This is a genomic window from Paenibacillus sp. ACRRX (assembly GCF_022346885.1).
Classification (GTDB): Bacteria; Bacillota; Bacilli; order Paenibacillales; family Paenibacillaceae; genus Paenibacillus_B.
On sequence record NZ_JAKRNK010000002.1, the window covers coordinates 1,126,919 to 1,147,074 of the forward strand.

The window sequence follows — 20,156 nt, forward strand, 5'->3', positions numbered from 1 at the left end:
TTGTCCCGTTCCGGAAGAGTCATATGCTCTCCCACTGCCAGTGGATCTGCGATCATCAGTTGATTTCCGTTCGTTCATGGTGTTGCGTTCATTGGATCCGAATCGTCCATCCGTTTGCTTGCGATCACCTATTGGTTTATAGCTGCCCGTCTGTCTACGATCATCACTCTGCTTGCGCTCTGCAGAAGTTGTGCCGGGTTGATCAGCACTCCGACGAGCCGATTGTGAACGCTGGGCCGCAGCATCGCTTGGACGCGAAGGCTTGCGACGTGCATCCGGGCGACGCTGTTCCGCCTGGATCTGGGCGAGCTTTTGCTCCGCTTCAGCTGTATCTGTTGCAGAGCCAAGCTCCGTCAGTTTGGACCAACTGCCTTCTTGCGTGACAAAGCCCGCTTTCATCAGACGGCCCATCGCTCGTTTGAAGGCGGACTTGCTTATCTGAAACCGCTGCGTAATCAGATCAGAAGGTGTCTCATCCGAATAAGGCATAGCACCGTTAGGACGCTCCTTTAAGAATTGAAGCAGTCGGTTTGCATCCAGATCCATACCAACTTCTTTGCGCTCAGCGAGTGTTACGTTGACTCGACCGTCCTCCCGCACATGAGCAATACGTACACGTACGCGATCGCCAACACGAAGCGGCTGTGGACGTTGTGATTCATGCAGCAGTCCGAGCGCACCAAAGCCGAGAGGCCCACCTTCGACGACAAAAAACGTTCCCATACGAAGCGCACGATATACAACTGCCTCATGCCAAGTATTCAGCCAACTGCTTGGGGCGTGAAACACTAGTGGTGCCAATTCCTCTTCGCCCGCCAACTCAGCAACCAATCGCCCTACTCGATCATGAGCCAGCTTCACATATACTTTATCTCCGATAATTGGGCGCAGCGTCTTCAACTCTGGAAGCTCACTAGCTGGCAGCATCAACTGTCTGCCAATTCCCATCTCAAGGAAATACCCAAACCGTGAATGAATATCAGCCACTTCCAACGCCGCAACTTCACCCAGCGTTAAATAAGGCTTTTTCATCGTAGAAGCAAGACGGTCTTCTGTATCATAGAACAAAAACACGTCAAGCTCTTCATCAATCATGATATCGCGTGTCAGCTCCGTATAGTGGAGGATAACGTCATGTTCCTCATCAGTCAAAAAGTAGCCGTACGGAGATACTTCGCGATCTACACGCAAACGTTGTATCGTACCTGCCGTAAGGGTCATGCCATCTCCACTACTTTCGCGTCAGACCACAGCTTCTCAATGTTATAATACTCACGTTCTTCGCGGTGGAACACATGAACAACAACGTCCCCAAGGTCAATCAGAACCCAACGGCCCGAATCCATACCTTCTGTTCCGCGTACAATTGTGCCCGCCTGATGTGCGGATTGGCGAATCTCGTTAGCGATAGCCTGTACTTGTGTGTCAGAGTTACCGTGACAAATAACAAAGTAGTCCGCAATCAATGAGATGCCTTGCAAATCAAGAACTACAAGATCCATCGCTTTTTTGTCTTCTGCTGCATCCACAGCTAAGTGGAGCAGTTGTTTAGGTGTTAACGCCATAAGTTAGCCTCCGATTCTAATCTGCAAATGTAAAATAGACTATTGGGGCTGCCGCAAGCTGACAAAGCTAGAGCAAGGCCCCTATTACATTCACAGTTCCATAAAATTAATATATTATTTCTTATTGTTGACGACTGTCGACTTCTTCAATCAAGCTGTTACGTGCTTGCAGCGTGGTCGGAAATATACGAGCCCGCTTCGAGAGCAAAAAGCTGATCGTCGAATCGAAGCCGGCGATCAAGGCTTCTTCGAGGCTGCGCTTGGCGAGTTCACGAATGCGGTCTACCCCTGGAAAGTCCCGCCCCGGCTCTATATAGTCAGCCAGGCATACTACTTTGTCAAGCTTCGTCATACGCTCGCGTCCAGAGGTATGGTAGCGTATCGCATCCAGCACTTCCATATCAGTGACACCATACTCGTGTTCAGCAACATAGGCGCCCACAGGTGCATGCCAAAGCGCCTTGTCATGCTGCAGCAGCACACTTGGAAGACCTTGTTCGCGTATTATCCGCTCCATCTTGTCTGTGGGCCAGTATTTGGCGACATCATGCAGCAGCGCTGCCAGATCAGCTTTGACAGGATCAACCCCATACTGCCTGGCAAGCTCAACTGCAGATTGCATTACACCTGCGGTATGGTTCCACCGTTTCACAGGCATTTGGGAGCGTACAGCTTCCAGCAATTGATCACGACTCATTTTCATATAAACCCCACCTTTGCGCATACTGTTCAACCGCTTCAGGCACGAGGTACCGAATGGATCGGCCTTGAGCCACCCGTCTTCTGATTTCTGTTGAAGAAATATCCATCAAGGGCATGTGTGCTTCCACGACACGGGTTTGCCATTGTACGGGAAGGATAGAGGCATCCCATTCCGCACCTGGCCGCTGCAAGCCTACAAACTTAATTTTGGCCATCAGCTCATCGATCCCGTGCCACTTTGGTAAATAAGCAACCATATCCCCACCGATAATCCAGTACCACTCCACATGTGGATATTGAGCCTGTAACGCATTAACTGTATCTAAAGTATATGAGACACCGCCGCGTTCCATCTCCCAAGCGCTCAAATGAAAAGGCTCATAATCGGAAATCGCAAGCTGCGTCATCTGCAGCCGCTGTTCCGGAGAAGCAATCGGCTGATGAGGTTTATGCGGGGGCACGTTAGCAGGCATAAACCACACCTCGTCCAGCAATGCGGCTTCTCGCGCAGCCTCAGCAGCGACAAGATGTCCGAGATGGATCGGATCAAACGTGCCTCCCATGACCCCTATTTGCTTGACGGAGTGAGTCATAGGTACAGCCTCCTGCAAAATTTAAATCCTATGTGGCAGCCACAGTTGCCCTGCTCGTTAAAAAGCTGCTCAGACGCCGTCGTCTTTCCGACCTGAAAGATTAGGCTCTAGGAAGCACGATTTCTTTGTGATCCTTCGATTCCTTGTATAACACAATCGTTTTACCGATTACTTGCACCAGTTCACATCCGGAACGCTCAGAGATTTCAGCTGCTATCACGTTACGGTCTTCATCACAATTTTGCAAGACCGAGATCTTAATCAACTCACGTGTCTCAATCGCCTCGTCGATGTGGCGGATCAATTGATCATTAACCCCGCCTTTGCCAATCTGAAAAATGGGCTGCACATGATGTGCGAGGGAGCGTAAGTGTCTTTTTTGTTTACCTGTTAACATATTGTCATTCCTTCCTTATTTACAAACCAATACTTACATCATACAATCCGGTATGTCATAACGGCCAGCATACGATAACAAACGACTAACAGTGATCCGAGCAGTGGTTAAGCATACTTCTCCTAATAATCTAATGGAAAGATCCCGTCTGCATGGTCAGCACTAGCTCGATACAGTTCCAAGCACCGACTCTCGCATAACCTCGATCGGCGCCGGCTCGCCTGTCCACAGTTCAAAAGCAATCGCACCCTGATACACAAACATACCCAAGCCGCCATGTGTCTTGGCGCCTGCAGCCTTAGCTGCCTGAAGGAGCTTCGTCTCAAGAGGGTTGTATATAATGTCACTCACTATCATGTGAGATTTCAACCATTGCTCTGCAATCGGACTCTCTCCTATATGCGGATGCATGCCAACAGATGTCGTATTGATTACAACATCAACTCGCTCAGGCTCGACTGCCGGGATGCCATCTTGTATACCAACACATTCCATTGCACCGAGAGATGACATTTCCTGCGCTATCTTCTCTGCTCGATCAAGAGTCCGGTTCGCAACTAACAGCTTGCCGCAGCCTTCTCTCAGCAGTGCATAGGCAAGACCTCGTGCAGCACCGCCCGCACCTACAATCAGTACACTGCACTCGGATAAATCGACTGCCGTTTCTTCCTTTAAAGAGCGAACATATCCCAATCCGTCCGTATTGTAACCGATCAATCTGTTGTTATCGTTCACAATTGTATTGACCGCACCAATCATCCGTGCACTTTCATGAACTTCGTCTAGATAGGCCATTACACGTTCCTTATGCGGAATTGTAACGTTTATTCCTCGAATGCCTAAAGCACGAATACCGTGAATAGCTTCAGCCAGCCGCTCAGGAGCAACATGGAATGCCGTATAAATGCCATCCCAGCCGCGAGCCTGGAGGGCGGCGTTGTGCATTACCGGCGACTTGGAGTGACGTATCGGATCTCCAATGACGGCTAGCACTGTGGTCACACTAGTTACAGTCTGTAATGACGCAGAACTGTCATGATGAACCATATTAATGATCCGCCTCCTTGCTCTAACGAGTATTGCCTCAACTCACACCTTATTCGGTGTACTTCATCCAAATCCGAAGTTAAATCAATGCATGTCGAAGGAGTACTTTAACACCTTTCGGTGCATGTATTTCTATCAGTGCGCCTGAGGTACTGTTGCACGTAATCCAACCAAGACCGGAAACAAACACGTCCATCTCCTGGCCGCGTGGTACACGCAGCTGGTGCTTTGTCCAGGCAGGTATGTCTGCCAATCGTGCCTTAGTCGGCGGTGCAAGCATCTCCCCAGCATGGTCAGCATATAATTCGTCTGCACGCTCAAGCTTAGTCCGATGGATCTTTATGCCGTTAGACATGTAGCAAGTGAATGACTGACGTTCTCCTTCAACAAAGTCAAATCGGGCCAACGCACCAAAGAACAGCGTCTGGCCAGCATTAAGCTGATAGACTGCTGGCTTCAATGGCTTGTCTGGCAGCAGTGCGCCCAGATCCTCACGGCTAACCAACTCTGTCAGCCTGCTCTTGTATACGATACCAGGCGTATCCACGATATGTTTGCCGTCGTCAAGCGGAATATTCACCATATCCAATGTAGTTCCAGGATATCTTGACGTGGTTAGTTCACGTTCCATATCGCTATAATCATTGATCAGACGGTTGACTAGCGTCGATTTCCCGACATTAGTGGCGCCCACAACGTATACATCCCGCTTACCGCGGCGTTGTCCAACTTCATCAACCAGACGCTCAAACCCAAGGTTGCGTTTCGCACTAACCAAAACCACATCAACGATTTGAATACCGTGTTCTTTCGCTTGACGCTGCACCCAATTCTTGATCCGGTTCCAATTGATTGCCTTAGGCAGCAGATCAATCTTGTTCACGACCAGCAGTACTGGATTCGTGCCAACAAAGCGTTGGAGACCAGAGATAATACTGCCATCAAAGTCAAACAAATCGACGATATGAATAACTAATGCATCTTCCTGCCCGATTCGGCCAAGCAAACGCAGAAACTCGTCATGGTCAAGTGCTACTGACATAGCTTCATTATAATTTTTAATGCGAAAACAGCGCTGGCAAATAATTGGCGTCCGCTCCAGCGCCTTCTCTGGCACATAACCGGATTGATCCGGTTGCGCAGTCTGAAGCGTTACGCCACAGCCACTGCAGTGCCTTACTGTTTCTAATTCCATTATTGATGTTCCTCCTCGTGCCATAAACCCTTTTTCCGTAAACTTGCTGTCACTATGCGTTCAATGCGTCGGTTGATGCGAGTCGTCCAGCCTTCATCCTGAATAGCAATCGGCTGAACTAGTATCGTAAACATCTGCATACGATTGCCTCCCAGCACATCCGTAAGCATCTGATCACCAACTACAGCCGTCTCCTTCGGCGACAAATCCATCAGCTTCATTGCCTTATGGAACGGCCGCTGTGACGGTTTGCGTGCTGCATGAACGAACTGAATGTCAAGCGGCGTTGCAAAGTTGGAAACCCGTGTAAGATCGTTATTGGACACAATAACCAGTTTGAAGCCTTGTCGCTTTACTTCTTCCAGCCAAGCTGCCAATTGTGGTGTTGCCAACGGGTCCTTGGCTCCGACCAATGTATTGTCCAGATCCGTAATAATCCCCTTTAAACCTTTGGACTTTAATAAAGTCAAGTCAATATCATAAACCGTACGCACCCGAAGTCTTGGAATAAGCCCTTCAAACAAGTTGGTCACCTCGTTTTCATACGACAAACTATACCATATTCTTTGATTTACGTGCAAAAAAATGCCGTATTCGTCGCATTGTTACGTCTCGAATACGGCATTTGATGTTAATACTATCATAAATGCTACGATCCTGTACGCTTAAATTCTCGAATTACCGCTTTCAATTGTTGCCAGTCTTCGACTTTCAGCTCTTCGTGTCCATATTTGGCCTGCTCAAATAAACAAACGATCTGCTCCGCAGACTGCTTCTTGGCCGTCCGCTCATGGCTCCAACGCTCGACTGCCTCGCGAACGGTTTCATGCTTCTCTTTGCGCATGCCGTGCAAATGACAATAACTTAACCACAGTTCCGTGTCTGCGATAATATGCTCACGCGGAGTCAAACGGCGCCCGATAAAACGAATCCACCTCATCGTATATCCAATTGAACGCCAGCGCAGCAGCATCATAACGAAGGCAAATGCAGCTGCCAACATTAATACGGCCTGGGCAAGTGTTCCTATCCATGCTGGAAGTGACACTTCTTCGGATTTGGCAGTCTGCTGATCGGGTTCCTCTTGATTCAAGTCCGTTCCCAACTCCGGCTCTTCTGCCGCAGATGGTGCTTGCAGCCTCGGCATTGTAAAGCCTGGCGTCGGTTCAAATGCTACCCAACCGTACTCGCCTAGATACACTTCGACCCACGAATGCGCATCCGCATTCGTTACACGAAACGTACCACCCTCATTCGGATCAGACATCCGTTCTAGCATGGCCTCCGGCATTCGATTATCGATCATCAGATCTCTTGTGCCGGGAGCGTACCCTTTAACCCAGCGTGTCGGAATACCTACCGAGCGCAGCATCACTGCCATCGTAGATGAAAAATAATCACAATAGCCTTCCTCAATTTCAAACAAAAACGATTCTACAAAGTCCTCACTAACTTTCTTTCTTATGTCAGGCTTATTTGTGTACTTAAATTCAGTCCTCAGGTAGGACTCAATGAACTTAGCCCGGTCGTAATCGTTAGTGGCTCCCTTCGTAATCTGCTCGGCCAGACTTTTGACGCGTGCAGGATACTCATTTGGCAGCTTCAAGTACTGATACATTAAAGCACCCTTGATTCCCTCCGTCGGAAAATTGCGAGTTACTGTTCCTTTTCGCATCTCCTCTGGTGTAGCAGCGGACACTTCAGATAGGATCGTATAGGACTCAGGATACGCTTTATCAGCTCCTGGTTTATAAATAAGTTCTCCATCATGGCTGTTCCATTTCATACTGCCGCTATGCTTGCCTTTAACCTGATCAAAGGCAGAAATAGTAGCAACGCCAAATAAAATCGGATACGTCTTGCTGTCTTGCATCGTAAATGTCTGCTTTACTGTTCGCGTTGGAACGTGGGGTTCTAACTGATTCAGTGCCTGAAGCTCTGTACCTGGCTTGGCCGTCTGCAGGTCCTCAGACTCCAAATCTGCCCATCCATTTCCAATGTAAACGGCTTTGCTTTCTCCTCGCCAGTACCCTCTGTAATCCGCAGTAACGGTCATAACAGACTTAAAGTCCATTTCAAAACCGCCGCCAAGATCATAGTCATGTGTGCTGTAACCCGAGGATACGCCGCTGCCGATTCCCCCTCCTGAACCATTGCCTGCTCCCGCTACTGGGAACCGTTCATTGCTGATCCAGGCCGTATAAGGATCGGTGACGATAGGCGCAAGCCCCGGCATGCTCAGGCCAGAGCAAATAATCGCAGAAACAAGCACAATAGCGCTTAAAGTCATCTGGACAGCATAACGCTTGGTGTGGCCGCTTTGAGCTGGAAACTTGTGTTTCATCGTTCTAAAGTGCAGCGCAATCAACCAGACTAATGATGCAGACATGACCCAAGCTACCTGATCCCACAGTATTTCGGGCGTAAACGAATCCAAGGCGCCTAGCACGATAAATTGGAGCACCAACAGCATAACGATATGCCAGCTCGTCTTAACCCTGCTCATAAACAACTCGTATGTCAGCCAGATCAGCCCAACCAGCCAAAGATAAGGGTGGTACTGCAGCAAGCTTTCCAATATGCTCAGGCCTGCATCAGTGGACACCCATAATTGAAATTGCTGTAATTCTTCATATACGGACCATAGGACAACACCAAGTCCGATCGGAATTCGTACTAGAAGTGACCGTGGGAAGAGCAGTCCTGCAAACACAACTGTATTCAGCATCAGCTTCGTCATTGCAATCGTCTCGTCATACCAATAGGGTACAAGAGCAATTGCCCATTGGTACAGCATAACGTACAGGCAAAGCCAAATTAGCCGATCCTCCCAAAATAAGCCGAAGATACGTTGGGTAAATTTACTGTCGCGCTTCATGCCGAACTTTCCCCCAATCGCACTGGAAGCTGCTGTAATTCAGAGACTGGAATATATGCATATTGATGTCTCATAAGCATGGTTCGCAATTCATAATCCTCATCGCTCGGCTTAGTGTGGACATGTATATAATCGCCTTGCCAACCACGCTTAGCCAGTGCAGCAATGTTCGTGAGCTGAGAGCGATGTCTGCCACCTGATATCCAGGCGACAATACCGCCGTTGCGCAGCTCTGGATGCGTCGCCCATCTGTTTACCCACGATGATTCCATGCGTTCACGTGCAGACACACGTGAAGGATGAACAGAGGCGAACCATTGCCGCAGCGCCAGCGTTTCATAGCGGACCGTCTCGGCATCCCACAGGTTCATACCGCTGTGTATACCCACGATAACAACACGTCGCTGTTGTTGGCGAGAATATGCCGCAAGTGACGCCAAAATGGAAACCGCAAGTTCAAACCTATCGTTATCCTCGTAGGCATCTATCGATAGATCCAATACAAGCACAAGCTGTGGCAGTCCCTCCGGTTCAAACTGTTTTGACTTTAGCGCACCCGTCTTGGCTGTAGCATTCCAATGAATACGAGATAACTTGTCGCCCTGCATATAATCACGAATCCCGTTCAGCGTCGTCGACTCTCTGCGCTGCCTGGACATTGACTGTTCAACCTGGAACGCCCCTCGCCAAGACTTCAGCTGCTTCGAGCTTTGGACTGGCACGGTCTGCGGCATGACATACAACGACTGCTCCGCGTGGAACGCACCTTCGTAGGCAAACAATCCAAACAAATCCTTGGTCCAACACACCGTATGTGAAAATTGATAACAACCTCTCGTTAATGGCGGCGTCTGATAAGTCACAAGTGCGGATCGCTGATGATCTAACGTTACAATCGATTCGTGCACATGGACGCGCTCTCCGAAGCGATACAATTCATCATGTACGACTAGATATGGCATGGGCACCCATCCGGGAATCCGAATCTGTAATTTGACTGGTATATGGCTGTGTGACATATAGTGCTTTCGTCCTTCGCCTCCTACTTCACGTATGCCACTTGCCCTACGAATGCCGCCAAAGGCACAGCTCAACCAATAACATCCCAGCAGTGTAGCCATTGTCAGCAGCATGAAAGATGTCTTGCCGCCCTGAAATAAGAAATAACAAATTAGGCCGATATAAATGAGCACAGCATAATACAAATATGGGATCCGCATTCGTTGGCTTGATCGCGCTGTATGTGGGTCTGCCATACTTACATCTCCAGTCTTACAGGCACAGCCACCTGCTGCAGCACGTTACGAATCACATCATCCGCCGTAATCCCATCAATTCTCGCGTCTACACCCAGCACGATCCGATGACCGAGGACGTAAGGCGTTAGCTTTTTGATGTCATCCGGCGTGATATAACCTCTGCCCTGCAGCCAGGCATAGGCTTTGGATGCTTGCATAAGTGCGATTGATGCGCGTGGACTCGCACCAAGCAGCACATGAGGATGCTTGCGGGTATGACGTACAATCTCGATCATGTATGAACCGATAGCGTCATCCATATGAATCTGTTGGATAAGGCGCTGCACTTGCTCAATCGTCTCAATATCCGTCACAGCCTCTACCCGTTCCGAAGGCAAGCCGTCCATATGACGAGTCAACAGTTCTCTCTCTGTCCGTTCATCCGGATACCCAATACGAAGCCTCATCATAAACCGATCAAGCTGTGCTTCTGGCAGCGCATACGTTCCCTCAAACTCGATCGGATTCTGGGTAGCAAATAAGATAAACGGCTTCGGCAGGTCAAACGTTTCGCCGTCAATGGTGACGTGGCGCTCTTCCATCGCTTCAAGCAGCGCAGACTGCGTCTTTGTCGTAGCCCGGTTGATCTCATCGACAAGCAGGAAATTGGTCATCATCGGCCCTGGCCGAAATACAAATTGTTGTTCCTTAGGATGGAAAATAAACATCCCTGTGATATCGGTGGGAAGCAGGTCCGGATTGCACTGAACACGTCTGAACTGCCCATTCATCGTACGTGCCAGCGACTTAATTAACTGAGTCTTGCCTGTACCAGGAACATCCTCGATTAAGACGTGGCCTCCAGCCAACATAGCCGTTAACAAAAGTTCAATCTCATCTTGTTTGCCTAATATACAACGTTCCAATGAAGAACGTAATTGCTGAATGACTGCATGCAGCGATACATGTGAAGACATAAGCATAACCTCCTGGATATACGAATAGGTGCATTTGTAGCATCATAACGGCAGATGCACAAGAGTATAAGTAAAATAATGCGCTTACAATTTCTCATTTTACACCATTGCAGGAAGATCGTACATGTGGCATAGTGACGAAAAATATTGTTGTTTCAATCTTATGACGCACCCGCTTGATGGCTGTTCCGACATCAACAAGTGAAGTCATTATATTACTTGGGAAATGAAATTAAAATAGAAGAAATCAATTGTTTTTTATACATATCAATGCATTTTAAGATGGAGGGTCACATGCAAACAGACTTTGACCTGGTCTGATCCCCCAAATCAAAGCCTGAAGCTATTTAACACCCTATTTTAGGCTACCAGAGCCTTATCCTTCTTGTGCCTATTTCTTAATGAAGCTTATTACTTAACTGCTGTGAATAACCTTCATAACATAAAAGTCCAGCATATTAACATAACAAAAAGCAGCATTAACGTGATCATCTCTCTCATCGAGCATGTCACCTTAATGCCGCACTATAGCAACTAATTTTGGATTTAAACCTGTTATTTACAGTTAACCGATTGTCAATAATAAGATGTCATTTACCCTTTCGGCCGTACAAATAATGCAGCTAAAAAGGAGAAAACGATCGCCGCCGAGATTCCCGCGCTCGTTGTCTTAAATATACCCGATACAGAGCCAATCCAGCCTGTACTTTGTAGATCGGTTATAGCGCCATGCACCAACGAATTACCAAAGCTGGTAATCGGCACAGTCACACCAGCACCTGCAAAATTGATTAACGGCTCATACCAGCCTAGGCCGTCAACGATAGCACCTGCGACGACAAGAATGGCCATCGTATGTGCCGGAGTCAACTTCGCCACATCAAACATAAGCTGTCCGATAACACAGATTAATCCACCCACGACAAATGCCCAGAAATAGATCATGTCCCGTCCCCCATTTCCAACGTAACTGCGTGAGCGATACACGGGATGCTCTCCCCTTGTTGGTAGGATAGCGGAGAGAGCAGCGCTCCTGTCGCCACAATCATCACCCGCTTCAACTCCCCTTTTCGCATGCGCCGTAGAATATGCCCGTAAGTAACAACCGCGGAGCAACCACAGCCGCTGCCGCCTGCTTGTACCGCTTGCTGCTTCAGATCATAAACCATCAAGCCGCAGTCGTTAAATACCGTCCCCTCCATCGACAAGCCATTTTCTTTAAATAAATCTTTGGCAATGGCATGCCCGACGGAAGCAAGGTCACCCGTGACAATGAGATCGTAATCCTGTGGTGTTCGATTCAAGTCAGCCAAGTGCGCCTGAATCGTATCCACTGCCGCTGGCGCCATTGCAGCTCCCATATTAAACGGGTCTTTGAGACCCATATCTAAAATTTTACCAATGGTCGCCGCAATGACTTTCGGTCCGTCTCCCGTAGGGGCAACGACCGCAGCACCTGCTCCTGTAACCGTGTATTGAGCAGTCGGCGGCTTCTGAGATCCGTATTCCGTAGGATATCGAAACTGCTTCTCTGCGGTACAATTATGGCTGCAAGTTCCTGCTAGAACATACTTAGCGTTGCCGCTGTCCACTAACAGTGAGGCAATAGCCAATGTTTCCATCGATGTAGAGCATGCACCAAATACGCCAATGTAAGGTACTCCCAGATTACGGGCCGCAAAAGTATTGCTAATAATCTGATTCATCAAGTCTCCGCCCAAGAAATAATGAATGTCTTCATCCTTTAGCTTAGCATGCAGTACTGCTAGCTCTGTCGCTTGCTCAAGCAGCTTGCGTTCGGCCTTTTCCCAGCTCTTCTCCTTCATATCCAAGTCCTCATGGATGAAGTCAAACTCCTTGGCAAGTGGACCTTCCCCCTCGTCAGGACCAACAACGGTGGCCGCGCTAATAATGACCGGCTTGTTCTTGAACAGCCAAGTCTGGCGTCCTATGTGCATATGAATGCCTCCATTCGTGATTCAGCTTGCACCTGTTGCTAATGATGCTGAATATTTATGCCGAATATTAAGTACACCATCGCCACGACAAATGCCGCCACCGTACCAAACACAATAACGGATCCCGCAAGCTTAAACATATTGCCCCCCACGCCAAGCACAAGCCCTTCGCTGCGATGCTCAAGCGCTGCCGAGCACATCGAATTCGCGAATCCAGTAACGGGTACAGCGGAGCCAGCCCCTGCCCATTGTGCAATTTTGTCATATACACCAAGACAAGTAAGGACGACGGACACAAAAATGAGTAGTACGACTGTAGGTCCTGCAGCCTGCTTCTCGCTCATATGAAGCCAAGTCATAAACAACGACTGAATAGCTTGTCCAATCAGGCAGATCGTGCCTCCGACTAGAAAGGCCCGAATGCAGTTTTTGAATACAGAGCGAGCGGGTTCACGCTTCTTTGCCATCTGCTTGTATTGCTGCTCCGATATCGTCCACTTTCCCGATTTCCAGTCCGGGGATTTGGACTTCGCAGAAGTCGCCATAGGCATACCTCCTAATATAAATACGTTTTACATCATCTTAGTTTGAAGATGTCTGCATACAGTATTTGTCGTTTGAAGCGGGATTATGTTATTTTGGTGTTCCAACATCCGATGTCACATTTTGTATATAAAGCATAGACATAGGACAACCAACAGGACAAATAAAATGAGAGTCAGTGCATCCAGCCACAGCTTGTGTACTTCTAATATAGGCGGGCCGCTGCTCTGAACATAATGCTGGTGGCCTCGGGTAGAACGATCAGGTCCTGGTTTGCGAGCCCGCTTTTGCATGGACAACAACATCCTTTCTCTATGTCACCACTCGGGACATACTGCACAATATGCGGCTGAAGCCCGTCTAGCAACTGTTAAAGATATATTTTTCTATGCAGTTTTGCTGTCCACTGTCTGCTCCATAAGCAGTAACCTATCGCACAGCAAAAAACACGCCTCTGCATGATGAACAGAAAGCGTGCTTTAAAGTCGAATATTTCTCTACAACATAAAGTGAAGGCGTCCAAAGCAATCAGGTACGTGGAAATTAACTGCACCCGTAGGTGACCATGCCCAAAAGGAACGCTCGCCTGCTTTGTTCTGGTCAATGCGGAACCAATTCACACGCCATTCCTCTCCAGTCACTGGTACTGTTGCTTGTAAGGCAGCAAATGGAATCCGCAGTTCATAAGTCAGCCTGATCATTTCGCCATCAAGTGGTTGTGCAGTAACGGACGTGTGCAGTTCGGCCGCATCCCACTCTGGATGTAATTGACGAGGCTTGCGCCCGTTATTTTCGATCATCGCATCAAACACAACGTTATGCGGACTTACGTTAAATTCATAATAGCGTTCCCCCGTACCTTGTGGGTCAATAAACATTTCCACAACATCTGCTTCATACAAAGGATCATCGCGATGTTCATAGGGGCTCCATATATAATCATCATCCGCATAAATCCTGACATATAAAGCATCTGTTGTCCAACAAGATGCAATAGATGTGGTTAGATGCGGCAGGTCGGATGTCGTCACATCAAGCAGCGATGTATGCGGCATCTGTGCCCAATCGCTGTCAGAAGGCATTTGCGCCATAAATCTACATTCATAAATCGGCAGCGGATCTGACAATGCTATTCCAGTATCTCTTGCCTGAACTGATCCCTTTGCTGGTGAAAGCAAACCACCTTTATCAATTAGGCTTGTAGCGCTATCGGTATGGCTCATTCTTGCTGTATCGGGTGGGGTCTTGTACATAGAAGTTCATCATCTCCGTCTCCAAGCTGTTGAGTAGCAAACGACCCGGTTGCGGGCCTATTCGCTATTGTTCACTTCTATTTTAGGACACAAGCCTCCCACCTGAAATGTATTTATTAAAGAAACATCTGTATCTTTATCTGAAACACCATTGGGTAATTCAAATAGAAACTCGAAACTCCACTTCATAAGTGTGGACAGCTACGAGGTTATCTGCCGTGACAGCATATCCGCATCCATATTTTGAAGAGAAGGCATACGTCTTGTCATAGGATCCATGAGCCAAAAAATAGAAACCAAACATACAAGCATGCCGCACAGCAGCATAATGGAAGAACTCCCCCAATACGTTCCCAACGCTCCGCCTAATAAAAATCCTAGTGGCATTGCGAGCCCACTAAAGCTGGATATCGCCGCCATTACCCGACCCATATAACTTTCTGGAACAAGTGTCTGTACAAAGACAGCTGACGCTACATTGGTCACACCTCCTGGCAGCCATCCTATTCCAAACAAAACAGCCGCAAGCCAAGGAGAAGTTACTTGAGAGCACAACATCCACAACAGACCACATATCAAAAAAGCTGCAATAAACAACAAACCCAGTCTCTTTTGCTCAATACGCAGTGCAGGTGCCAGTACCGTACCCAGTATCCCCCCAACAGCCATTGACGCCATTAAAAGGCCATACTGTTCAGGACCATTTCCGAATTCAGGCAATATTGACATCAAGGCTCCCCCGGCAAAATTAATGATCAGTATGCCTGCCAATAATCGCTTAATATAAGGCTGCATCAGTACTTTTATACCATCTGTCAACTCACGGCCATACTGCTTCATAAATTGTTTTATTTGTATTTTTTCGTGTTCTGCATGCGTTTGAGTTCCGATTGACGTTGAAGCTGCTGCTACGGTTAGCATCGAAAATACAAATGCCGTTATAAAAAACAAACTGGAATTGATCAAGAAAAGACTGCTCACACCTATAGCTCCAATAAGCAGGCCACCTAATGCATTAAAGGCTGCATCACTGCCCTGATTCGCAGCGGTAAACAACATATTACCCATCGTTAGCTGCTCGCGTGGAAGCACCTTGGGCAAGGCAGCCATTTCCGCTGGATACATAAATTGATTCAGGATGGAGATGATTGGCATTAAGATCAGTATTAAAGTGATGGACAAGAAGCCATATGCATACCCAATGGGTACGATAAGCAGCAGTAATGCTTGAGTGAGCTGAGTCGTCACCAGCATGCGCCGCAGCGGCCATCTATCAATGAATGGACCGTACAGAAATTGTATGATGCGTGGAATTGAGGTCAGAAACCCAGCAAGCCCTGTATAAAAGGTCGAGCCTCCCAAGTTGTAAACCATCCACATCGCACCAACCATGTAAAAGCTATCACCCGCATTTGCAAATAAACGGCCAATAAACAATTTTGTAAAGTTGCCATTTCGAAAAATAGCGCTCATCCTTCTCATTCATTCATTCCCCCGACACATTTTTTACCAATGTATCATGATAAGATCGCCGATCCATCGGGCCTTAACTGTATTAACGCTTGCACTTAGGATGTACGGACAAATCGGGCTGAAGACGGAGCTGCTGCGGGTTCAGATTGTCACGCAAAGTAAATGTTGGTCATTGTAGGTTAACCACGCTGAGAGTTGAAATAAATGCAATTACAAACCACTGTGATCAAAAATGAAAAAACCCGCAGGACAGGTTCACTTCTTAAAAGTGTCTGTTCTACGGGTTATCTTCTATCCTGTAATTCCTTTTGTTGTGTTAATGCATGATTGTGGGTTAACACACAAATATGCCGATGCTTATTGCTCAGGGAACAACGCTGTAGATAGGTAACGCTCCCCTGTATCCGGCAGCAGTACTACGATCGTCTTGCCCTTGTTCTCCGGACGCTTCGCTATTTCAGTGGCCGCGAATACAGCTGCGCCAGACGAAATGCCTACAAGCAGGCCTTCCGAGGTAGCCAGCGTGCGAGCTGTGGCGAATGCCTGCTCGTTGCTCACTTGGTAAACCTCATCTACGACAGTTGCATCGTAGTTCCCCGGCACGAAGCCAGCACCGATGCCTTGTATCATGTGCGGCCCTCTAGTTCCGCCGGACAGCACTGGCGACTCCGCCGGCTCTACGGCAATAACCGTGGCAGTCGGCTTCTTGGATTTAAGCGCTCCGCCTACCCCAGCGATCGTGCCGCCTGTGCCGACTCCTGCGACAAAGATGTCTACTTCTCCATCTGTATCGCGCCATATTTCTTCGGCTGTTGTCCGGCGATGCACGTCCGGGTTAGCCGGATTGTTAAATTGCTGCGGGATATACGCATGCGGGATCTCCTCAGCTAGCTCTTCCGCTCGCTTGATCGCGCCCGACATGCCCTCTGCTGCTGGCGTAAGCACCAGTTCTGCACCAAGTGCCTTCAGCAGCTTTCTGCGCTCCACGCTAAACGATTCTGGCAGTGTAATCATCAGCCGGTACCCAAGCGCGGCGGCGGCAAAAGCAAGGCCGATTCCCGTATTGCCGCTGGTCGGCTCGATAATAACGGATTCCTTGTGAAGCAGACCTTTCGCTTCAGCATCCTTGATCATAGCATAGCCAATGCGATCCTTTACACTGCCAGCAGGATTAAAGTATTCAAGTTTAGCGATAACTTTTGCATCGAGCTGTAATTGATCGCTGTAATTGGAAAGCTCCAGCAAAGGTGTATTTCCAATCAGATCAGTTAAATTTTTGGCGATTCTTGACATAAGATGTTCCTCCTAGTAGTGCAGCTAATTTCCTATTGATTTAGTCGGTTAAGTTAACCTTAACATTTCATGTCACGTTTCGCAATGTGGTGCACGACGATATCGTTAAGTGCACAAATTACAGTACAACTTGTAGTGTAATATTCGTGGGAGGCTAGTCTTTAACAAATGACCTTCCCATGAAAAAAGCTTCTGTTCTGTTTTAAGAATAAAGTAGTTGGGTCTACAAATTTGTTGAGATGTCACTGACACTAAAATCATCGTGATATCTATTTGCAAAGTTGCGTCTATTTAAAAAAGTATGTGAGAAAACGAATATAACAAGACAGGTCAATCATATGTCACAACATAAATCAAAAAGTATTGTAGCTATATGGGTTAAGTATGTTATTGGATGAATAATGCGTTCGTCCGGCACGGGGTAGCTCACACCAAAAAAACCTTGAAAGGCTATGGCCAATTAAGGTTCCAGGTATCACTTTGCAATCAATCAGAACTTCTATTCTTTTATTGAAGCCCACTGCCTAAAGCAATTTAGTATTTCTTCTAGATTCTTTGCCCCACCAGCACCACTAAATACTCCATCTCTCACAATACAGTAGTACCAATCTTCTTCGTCTCTTTCGATTTCTATTGATTCAAAATGTTCATTTTCTAAACTAGTATCAGCTAAGTTGATTTCAACTGACCAACCAGGATTATCGATAGTATTGATTTTAATACCATAGGTATGCTCCCAATCACCATTACAATTTTGATAATACCAATCCTGCACCCATTTTAAAGTATCCATATTCTCTACCTCTTCCTTGAGATTTCATTCAGATATGCCTCCCTAACTCCCCCCAAGAATTGATTTACCATTAACATGAGGTAGGCACATTCTGTTTTTTACCTTGTTAATGTGACCTTTACCTATCCCATCATAACGTCGTACCTTATCAAAACCACTGGTTGTTAACGGATTAGATCTATATGTCTCATAACTAGTAACCTCTTTAGTCTTCGGATTTCTTTTTAGGACTGTGTGATCTCCCGTCCGCCTGCGGATCTGATTTCATAAAATTCTTAGCTTTCCTGTATTTTTGTACAAGATCTCCCGTCCCCTTATAAAAACCTATAAGATCTGGCTGTCCATTGTTTCATTTTATCGTTGTATTCGCTGCTGTAGTACCTAATTTGATTGGATAGCTATTAACCCCTCAAACTCTTCTACCACTACCTGTTTACGCTTTCCCATTCATTTCATCCTCCTTTGATTTTGGACATGTAAGAAAAGCTCATTCCTACTAATACTTCAAGTTGGAATGAGCTTTTGAAATGTTATCAAGTTTTTTAGTGTTTGGTTTGTTGGTTGTATTGTACGAACTTACTGATCGGATTGTAAACAAGTTCACACAACCCTTGACAGCCCAGCAAAATTATTTATTCAGCAGCAAAGTAACCATGAATCTCGTCAGCCAGTTCAAGCACTTTCCTCCATTCAGGTGAATTCCTAACTGCATTCACATTCCATTTATCACCTTGCTGTAATTCTAGCACCATGTTTCTTAATATAGAACTTTTGTACATTATCTCATCACTGATTAGCCCTGCACCGTTAAGTCTTTGTAAATTATCGGCGTGTAAAAATGAAGTAATCCCTGTATCAAATTCTTCAAAAATATTATACCCAATTACTACATCATCCTCATTCAGTAGATATGTCCCACATTTATCAATCGTATCTACATATAACTCCCTGAGCTTTTCTACAGATATTATTCCCAATATACAATCTCTCCTTATTTTTGAATAATAATAGCTTTATCGCCAGGTAAGGGTTTATAATCAGGTCCTACAACCTTCACTTTACCTGTCTGACCACTTGAGAATCCAATGTAAGCCCCTTCATGTACTCCTCCTCCTGGATGATAGAATACGGACTTATCGCCGTTTATAAATTTCCAACCAGTACCCGCAGAGCCGTACGTACCTTTCGTCCATCCATCTCCAAGAGTCCTTCCAACTTCATTAGCTGGTTTGCCCCATAAAGCTTTGGGATTACTTAGGATATCGTCATAAGATTTTAACTCCGTAATCCATGTTACATTTCCGCTTCCATATTTGCTCTTATAGTAATTATTCCATTCTGTTCCTGTTCGAGGTATTTGTGCAGCTTGTCCCGTCCCCTTAGGTGCTTTAAAAGAATTGAACTGATCCCTGATCAGCTTCTGATAGGTATCCGGAACTGGAACGTTCTTCGTGAGAAGATTACTTCCTCTACTCACATTACCAGGGCTGCTATAAATGGTGTTGGATGTAGAAGAACCAAGTCCTCTGCCTCCACCCCCACCGCCGCAGTTGTGTGTCCAGATCCGCAAGTCCGTTACAAAGTAATTGTGGTATCCCTGTACTCTAAAATTATATACCTTCATCGTATTAAGCCAAACAATTTGGAATATATTACCACTAATTGTTAATGTGAGTTTCTTTTGGATACCCCCGATCCTTGTAACAGTATTACTTAGGTTAAGTGTGTTATTGGTTGTATGATGAGCTCGTTTGGCACTCGGTAACCCCCACAAAAAAAGAAACCTGGAAAGGCATTAAGCCAATCAAGGTTTGCTTGGAAATCGGGATTAATCTCTCTTGATTCAAAATATCATTATTTGTTTCTTCTAAAAAGTAATTAGTCTAAATTAAATATTTTTTCGCATAATCTTTTGGATTCAAAAACTTTGATACTCCAAATTTAATCCATGTACTCCTCAACTATTTGTATACTTATCTTTAAATTTAAGTCTGGGTATCTTTGATCTAGGCAAGATAGTAATTTAAGTCCCATTTTAACCAGTGTATATTTGGTTTATGGGCATCTCACACTAGTAACAGCTATTTGAATTTTTCCAAACTATAATACGGATTAGAGATATTCTCGCCTACTTCATCTATTGTTTCTTGTATTTCATCTAGGATTGATTTATCTATATCCTTATAATATTCCAGTGATTCTTTTATTTTATTAAAGCAAATTTCTAGACCGAGATTTACTACTGTCTCTT

20 protein-coding genes and 1 pseudogene are annotated in these 20,156 nt (G+C 46.4%); all 21 read right to left on the reverse strand.

The features are described 5' to 3' along the window. Positions 1 to 348: 348 nt before the first annotated feature. A pseudogene (locus MH117_RS10745) lies at positions 349 to 1,221 on the reverse strand (CvfB family protein); the annotation flags it as partial. Further along, a complete protein-coding gene (gene rsfS / locus MH117_RS10750; protein WP_239328639.1) occupies positions 1,218 to 1,565 on the reverse strand; it encodes a ribosome silencing factor in 348 nt (115 codons plus the stop codon). The gene rsfS and the pseudogene MH117_RS10745, both read right to left, overlap by 4 nt. Before the next feature lie 121 nt (positions 1,566 to 1,686). Beyond that, entirely contained in the window at positions 1,687 to 2,268 is a 582-nt protein-coding gene (yqeK, locus tag MH117_RS10755; RefSeq protein WP_239328640.1) for a bis(5'-nucleosyl)-tetraphosphatase (symmetrical) YqeK, read from the reverse strand. After that, positions 2,252 to 2,860 carry a nicotinate-nucleotide adenylyltransferase gene (locus MH117_RS10760; protein WP_239328641.1) on the reverse strand — a complete coding sequence of 203 codons (609 nt, stop codon included), beginning with the start codon at positions 2,858 to 2,860 and terminating at the stop codon, positions 2,252 to 2,254. Before MH117_RS10760 ends, yqeK begins: the two co-directional genes overlap by 17 nt. Before the next feature lie 100 nt (positions 2,861 to 2,960). Further along, positions 2,961 to 3,257, reverse strand: coding sequence for a ribosome assembly RNA-binding protein YhbY (gene yhbY / locus MH117_RS10765; RefSeq protein WP_239328642.1), 297 nt, complete (start codon positions 3,255 to 3,257; stop codon positions 2,961 to 2,963). Positions 3,258 to 3,419: 162 nt separating this feature from the next. Continuing rightward, entirely contained in the window at positions 3,420 to 4,304 is an 885-nt protein-coding gene (gene aroE, locus MH117_RS10770; RefSeq protein WP_239328643.1) for a shikimate dehydrogenase, read from the reverse strand. A gap of 79 nt (positions 4,305 to 4,383) precedes the next feature. Further along, a complete protein-coding gene (gene yqeH / locus MH117_RS10775; protein WP_239328644.1) occupies positions 4,384 to 5,499 on the reverse strand; it encodes a ribosome biogenesis GTPase YqeH in 1,116 nt (371 codons plus the stop codon). Continuing rightward, positions 5,499 to 6,023 (reverse strand): YqeG family HAD IIIA-type phosphatase, encoded by a 525-nt coding sequence (locus MH117_RS10780; protein WP_239328727.1) that lies wholly within the window; start codon positions 6,021 to 6,023, stop codon positions 5,499 to 5,501. Before MH117_RS10780 ends, yqeH begins: the two co-directional genes overlap by 1 nt. Positions 6,024 to 6,148: 125 nt before the next feature. After that, positions 6,149 to 8,377 (reverse strand): DUF4129 domain-containing transglutaminase family protein, encoded by a 2,229-nt coding sequence (locus tag MH117_RS10785; RefSeq protein WP_239328645.1) that lies wholly within the window; start codon positions 8,375 to 8,377, stop codon positions 6,149 to 6,151. Beyond that, complete coding sequence (locus tag MH117_RS10790) at positions 8,374 to 9,633, reverse strand: DUF58 domain-containing protein (RefSeq protein WP_239328647.1); 1,260 nt, start codon at positions 9,631 to 9,633, stop codon at positions 8,374 to 8,376. Before MH117_RS10790 ends, MH117_RS10785 begins: the two co-directional genes overlap by 4 nt. Before the next feature lie 2 nt (positions 9,634 to 9,635). Then, positions 9,636 to 10,592 carry an AAA family ATPase gene (locus MH117_RS10795; RefSeq protein WP_239328648.1) on the reverse strand — a complete coding sequence of 319 codons (957 nt, stop codon included), beginning with the start codon at positions 10,590 to 10,592 and terminating at the stop codon, positions 9,636 to 9,638. A 594-nt stretch (positions 10,593 to 11,186) separates the two neighbouring features. Then, on the reverse strand, positions 11,187 to 11,537 hold the full coding sequence (gene spoVAE, locus MH117_RS10800; RefSeq protein ID WP_239328649.1) for a stage V sporulation protein AE: 351 nt from the start codon (positions 11,535 to 11,537) through the stop codon (positions 11,187 to 11,189). Continuing rightward, positions 11,534 to 12,550, reverse strand: a complete 1,017-nt coding sequence (gene spoVAD / locus MH117_RS10805) for a stage V sporulation protein AD (protein WP_239328650.1) — start codon at positions 12,548 to 12,550, stop codon at positions 11,534 to 11,536. Before spoVAD ends, spoVAE begins: the two co-directional genes overlap by 4 nt. A 38-nt stretch (positions 12,551 to 12,588) precedes the next feature. Beyond that, positions 12,589 to 13,095, reverse strand: coding sequence for a stage V sporulation protein AC (spoVAC, locus tag MH117_RS10810; RefSeq protein ID WP_239328651.1), 507 nt, complete (start codon positions 13,093 to 13,095; stop codon positions 12,589 to 12,591). 114 nt (positions 13,096 to 13,209) lie between these two features. Further along, positions 13,210 to 13,386: a hypothetical protein gene (locus MH117_RS10815; protein WP_239328652.1), complete on the reverse strand. Its 177-nt coding sequence runs from the start codon at positions 13,384 to 13,386 to the stop codon at positions 13,210 to 13,212. 204 nt (positions 13,387 to 13,590) lie between these two features. Then, the gene (locus MH117_RS10820) at positions 13,591 to 14,346 is read right to left on the reverse strand and encodes a carbohydrate-binding family 9-like protein (protein ID WP_239328653.1); all 756 of its coding nucleotides are present in this window, start codon (positions 14,344 to 14,346) and stop codon (positions 13,591 to 13,593) included. A 201-nt stretch (positions 14,347 to 14,547) separates the two neighbouring features. Beyond that, positions 14,548 to 15,819 carry an MFS transporter gene (locus tag MH117_RS10825; protein WP_239328654.1) on the reverse strand — a complete coding sequence of 424 codons (1,272 nt, stop codon included), beginning with the start codon at positions 15,817 to 15,819 and terminating at the stop codon, positions 14,548 to 14,550. 357 nt (positions 15,820 to 16,176) lie between these two features. Next, positions 16,177 to 17,112: a cysteine synthase A gene (cysK, locus tag MH117_RS10830; protein ID WP_239328655.1), complete on the reverse strand. Its 936-nt coding sequence runs from the start codon at positions 17,110 to 17,112 to the stop codon at positions 16,177 to 16,179. Positions 17,113 to 17,611: 499 nt separating this feature from the next. Then, positions 17,612 to 17,905 (reverse strand): immunity 53 family protein, encoded by a 294-nt coding sequence (locus tag MH117_RS10835; RefSeq protein WP_239328656.1) that lies wholly within the window; start codon positions 17,903 to 17,905, stop codon positions 17,612 to 17,614. 632 nt (positions 17,906 to 18,537) lie between these two features. After that, positions 18,538 to 18,882 carry a hypothetical protein gene (locus tag MH117_RS10840; protein ID WP_239328658.1) on the reverse strand — a complete coding sequence of 115 codons (345 nt, stop codon included), beginning with the start codon at positions 18,880 to 18,882 and terminating at the stop codon, positions 18,538 to 18,540. 14 nt (positions 18,883 to 18,896) lie between these two features. Further along, positions 18,897 to 19,529, reverse strand: coding sequence for a hypothetical protein (locus MH117_RS10845; protein WP_239328659.1), 633 nt, complete (start codon positions 19,527 to 19,529; stop codon positions 18,897 to 18,899). Positions 19,530 to 20,156: the final 627 nt, after the last annotated feature.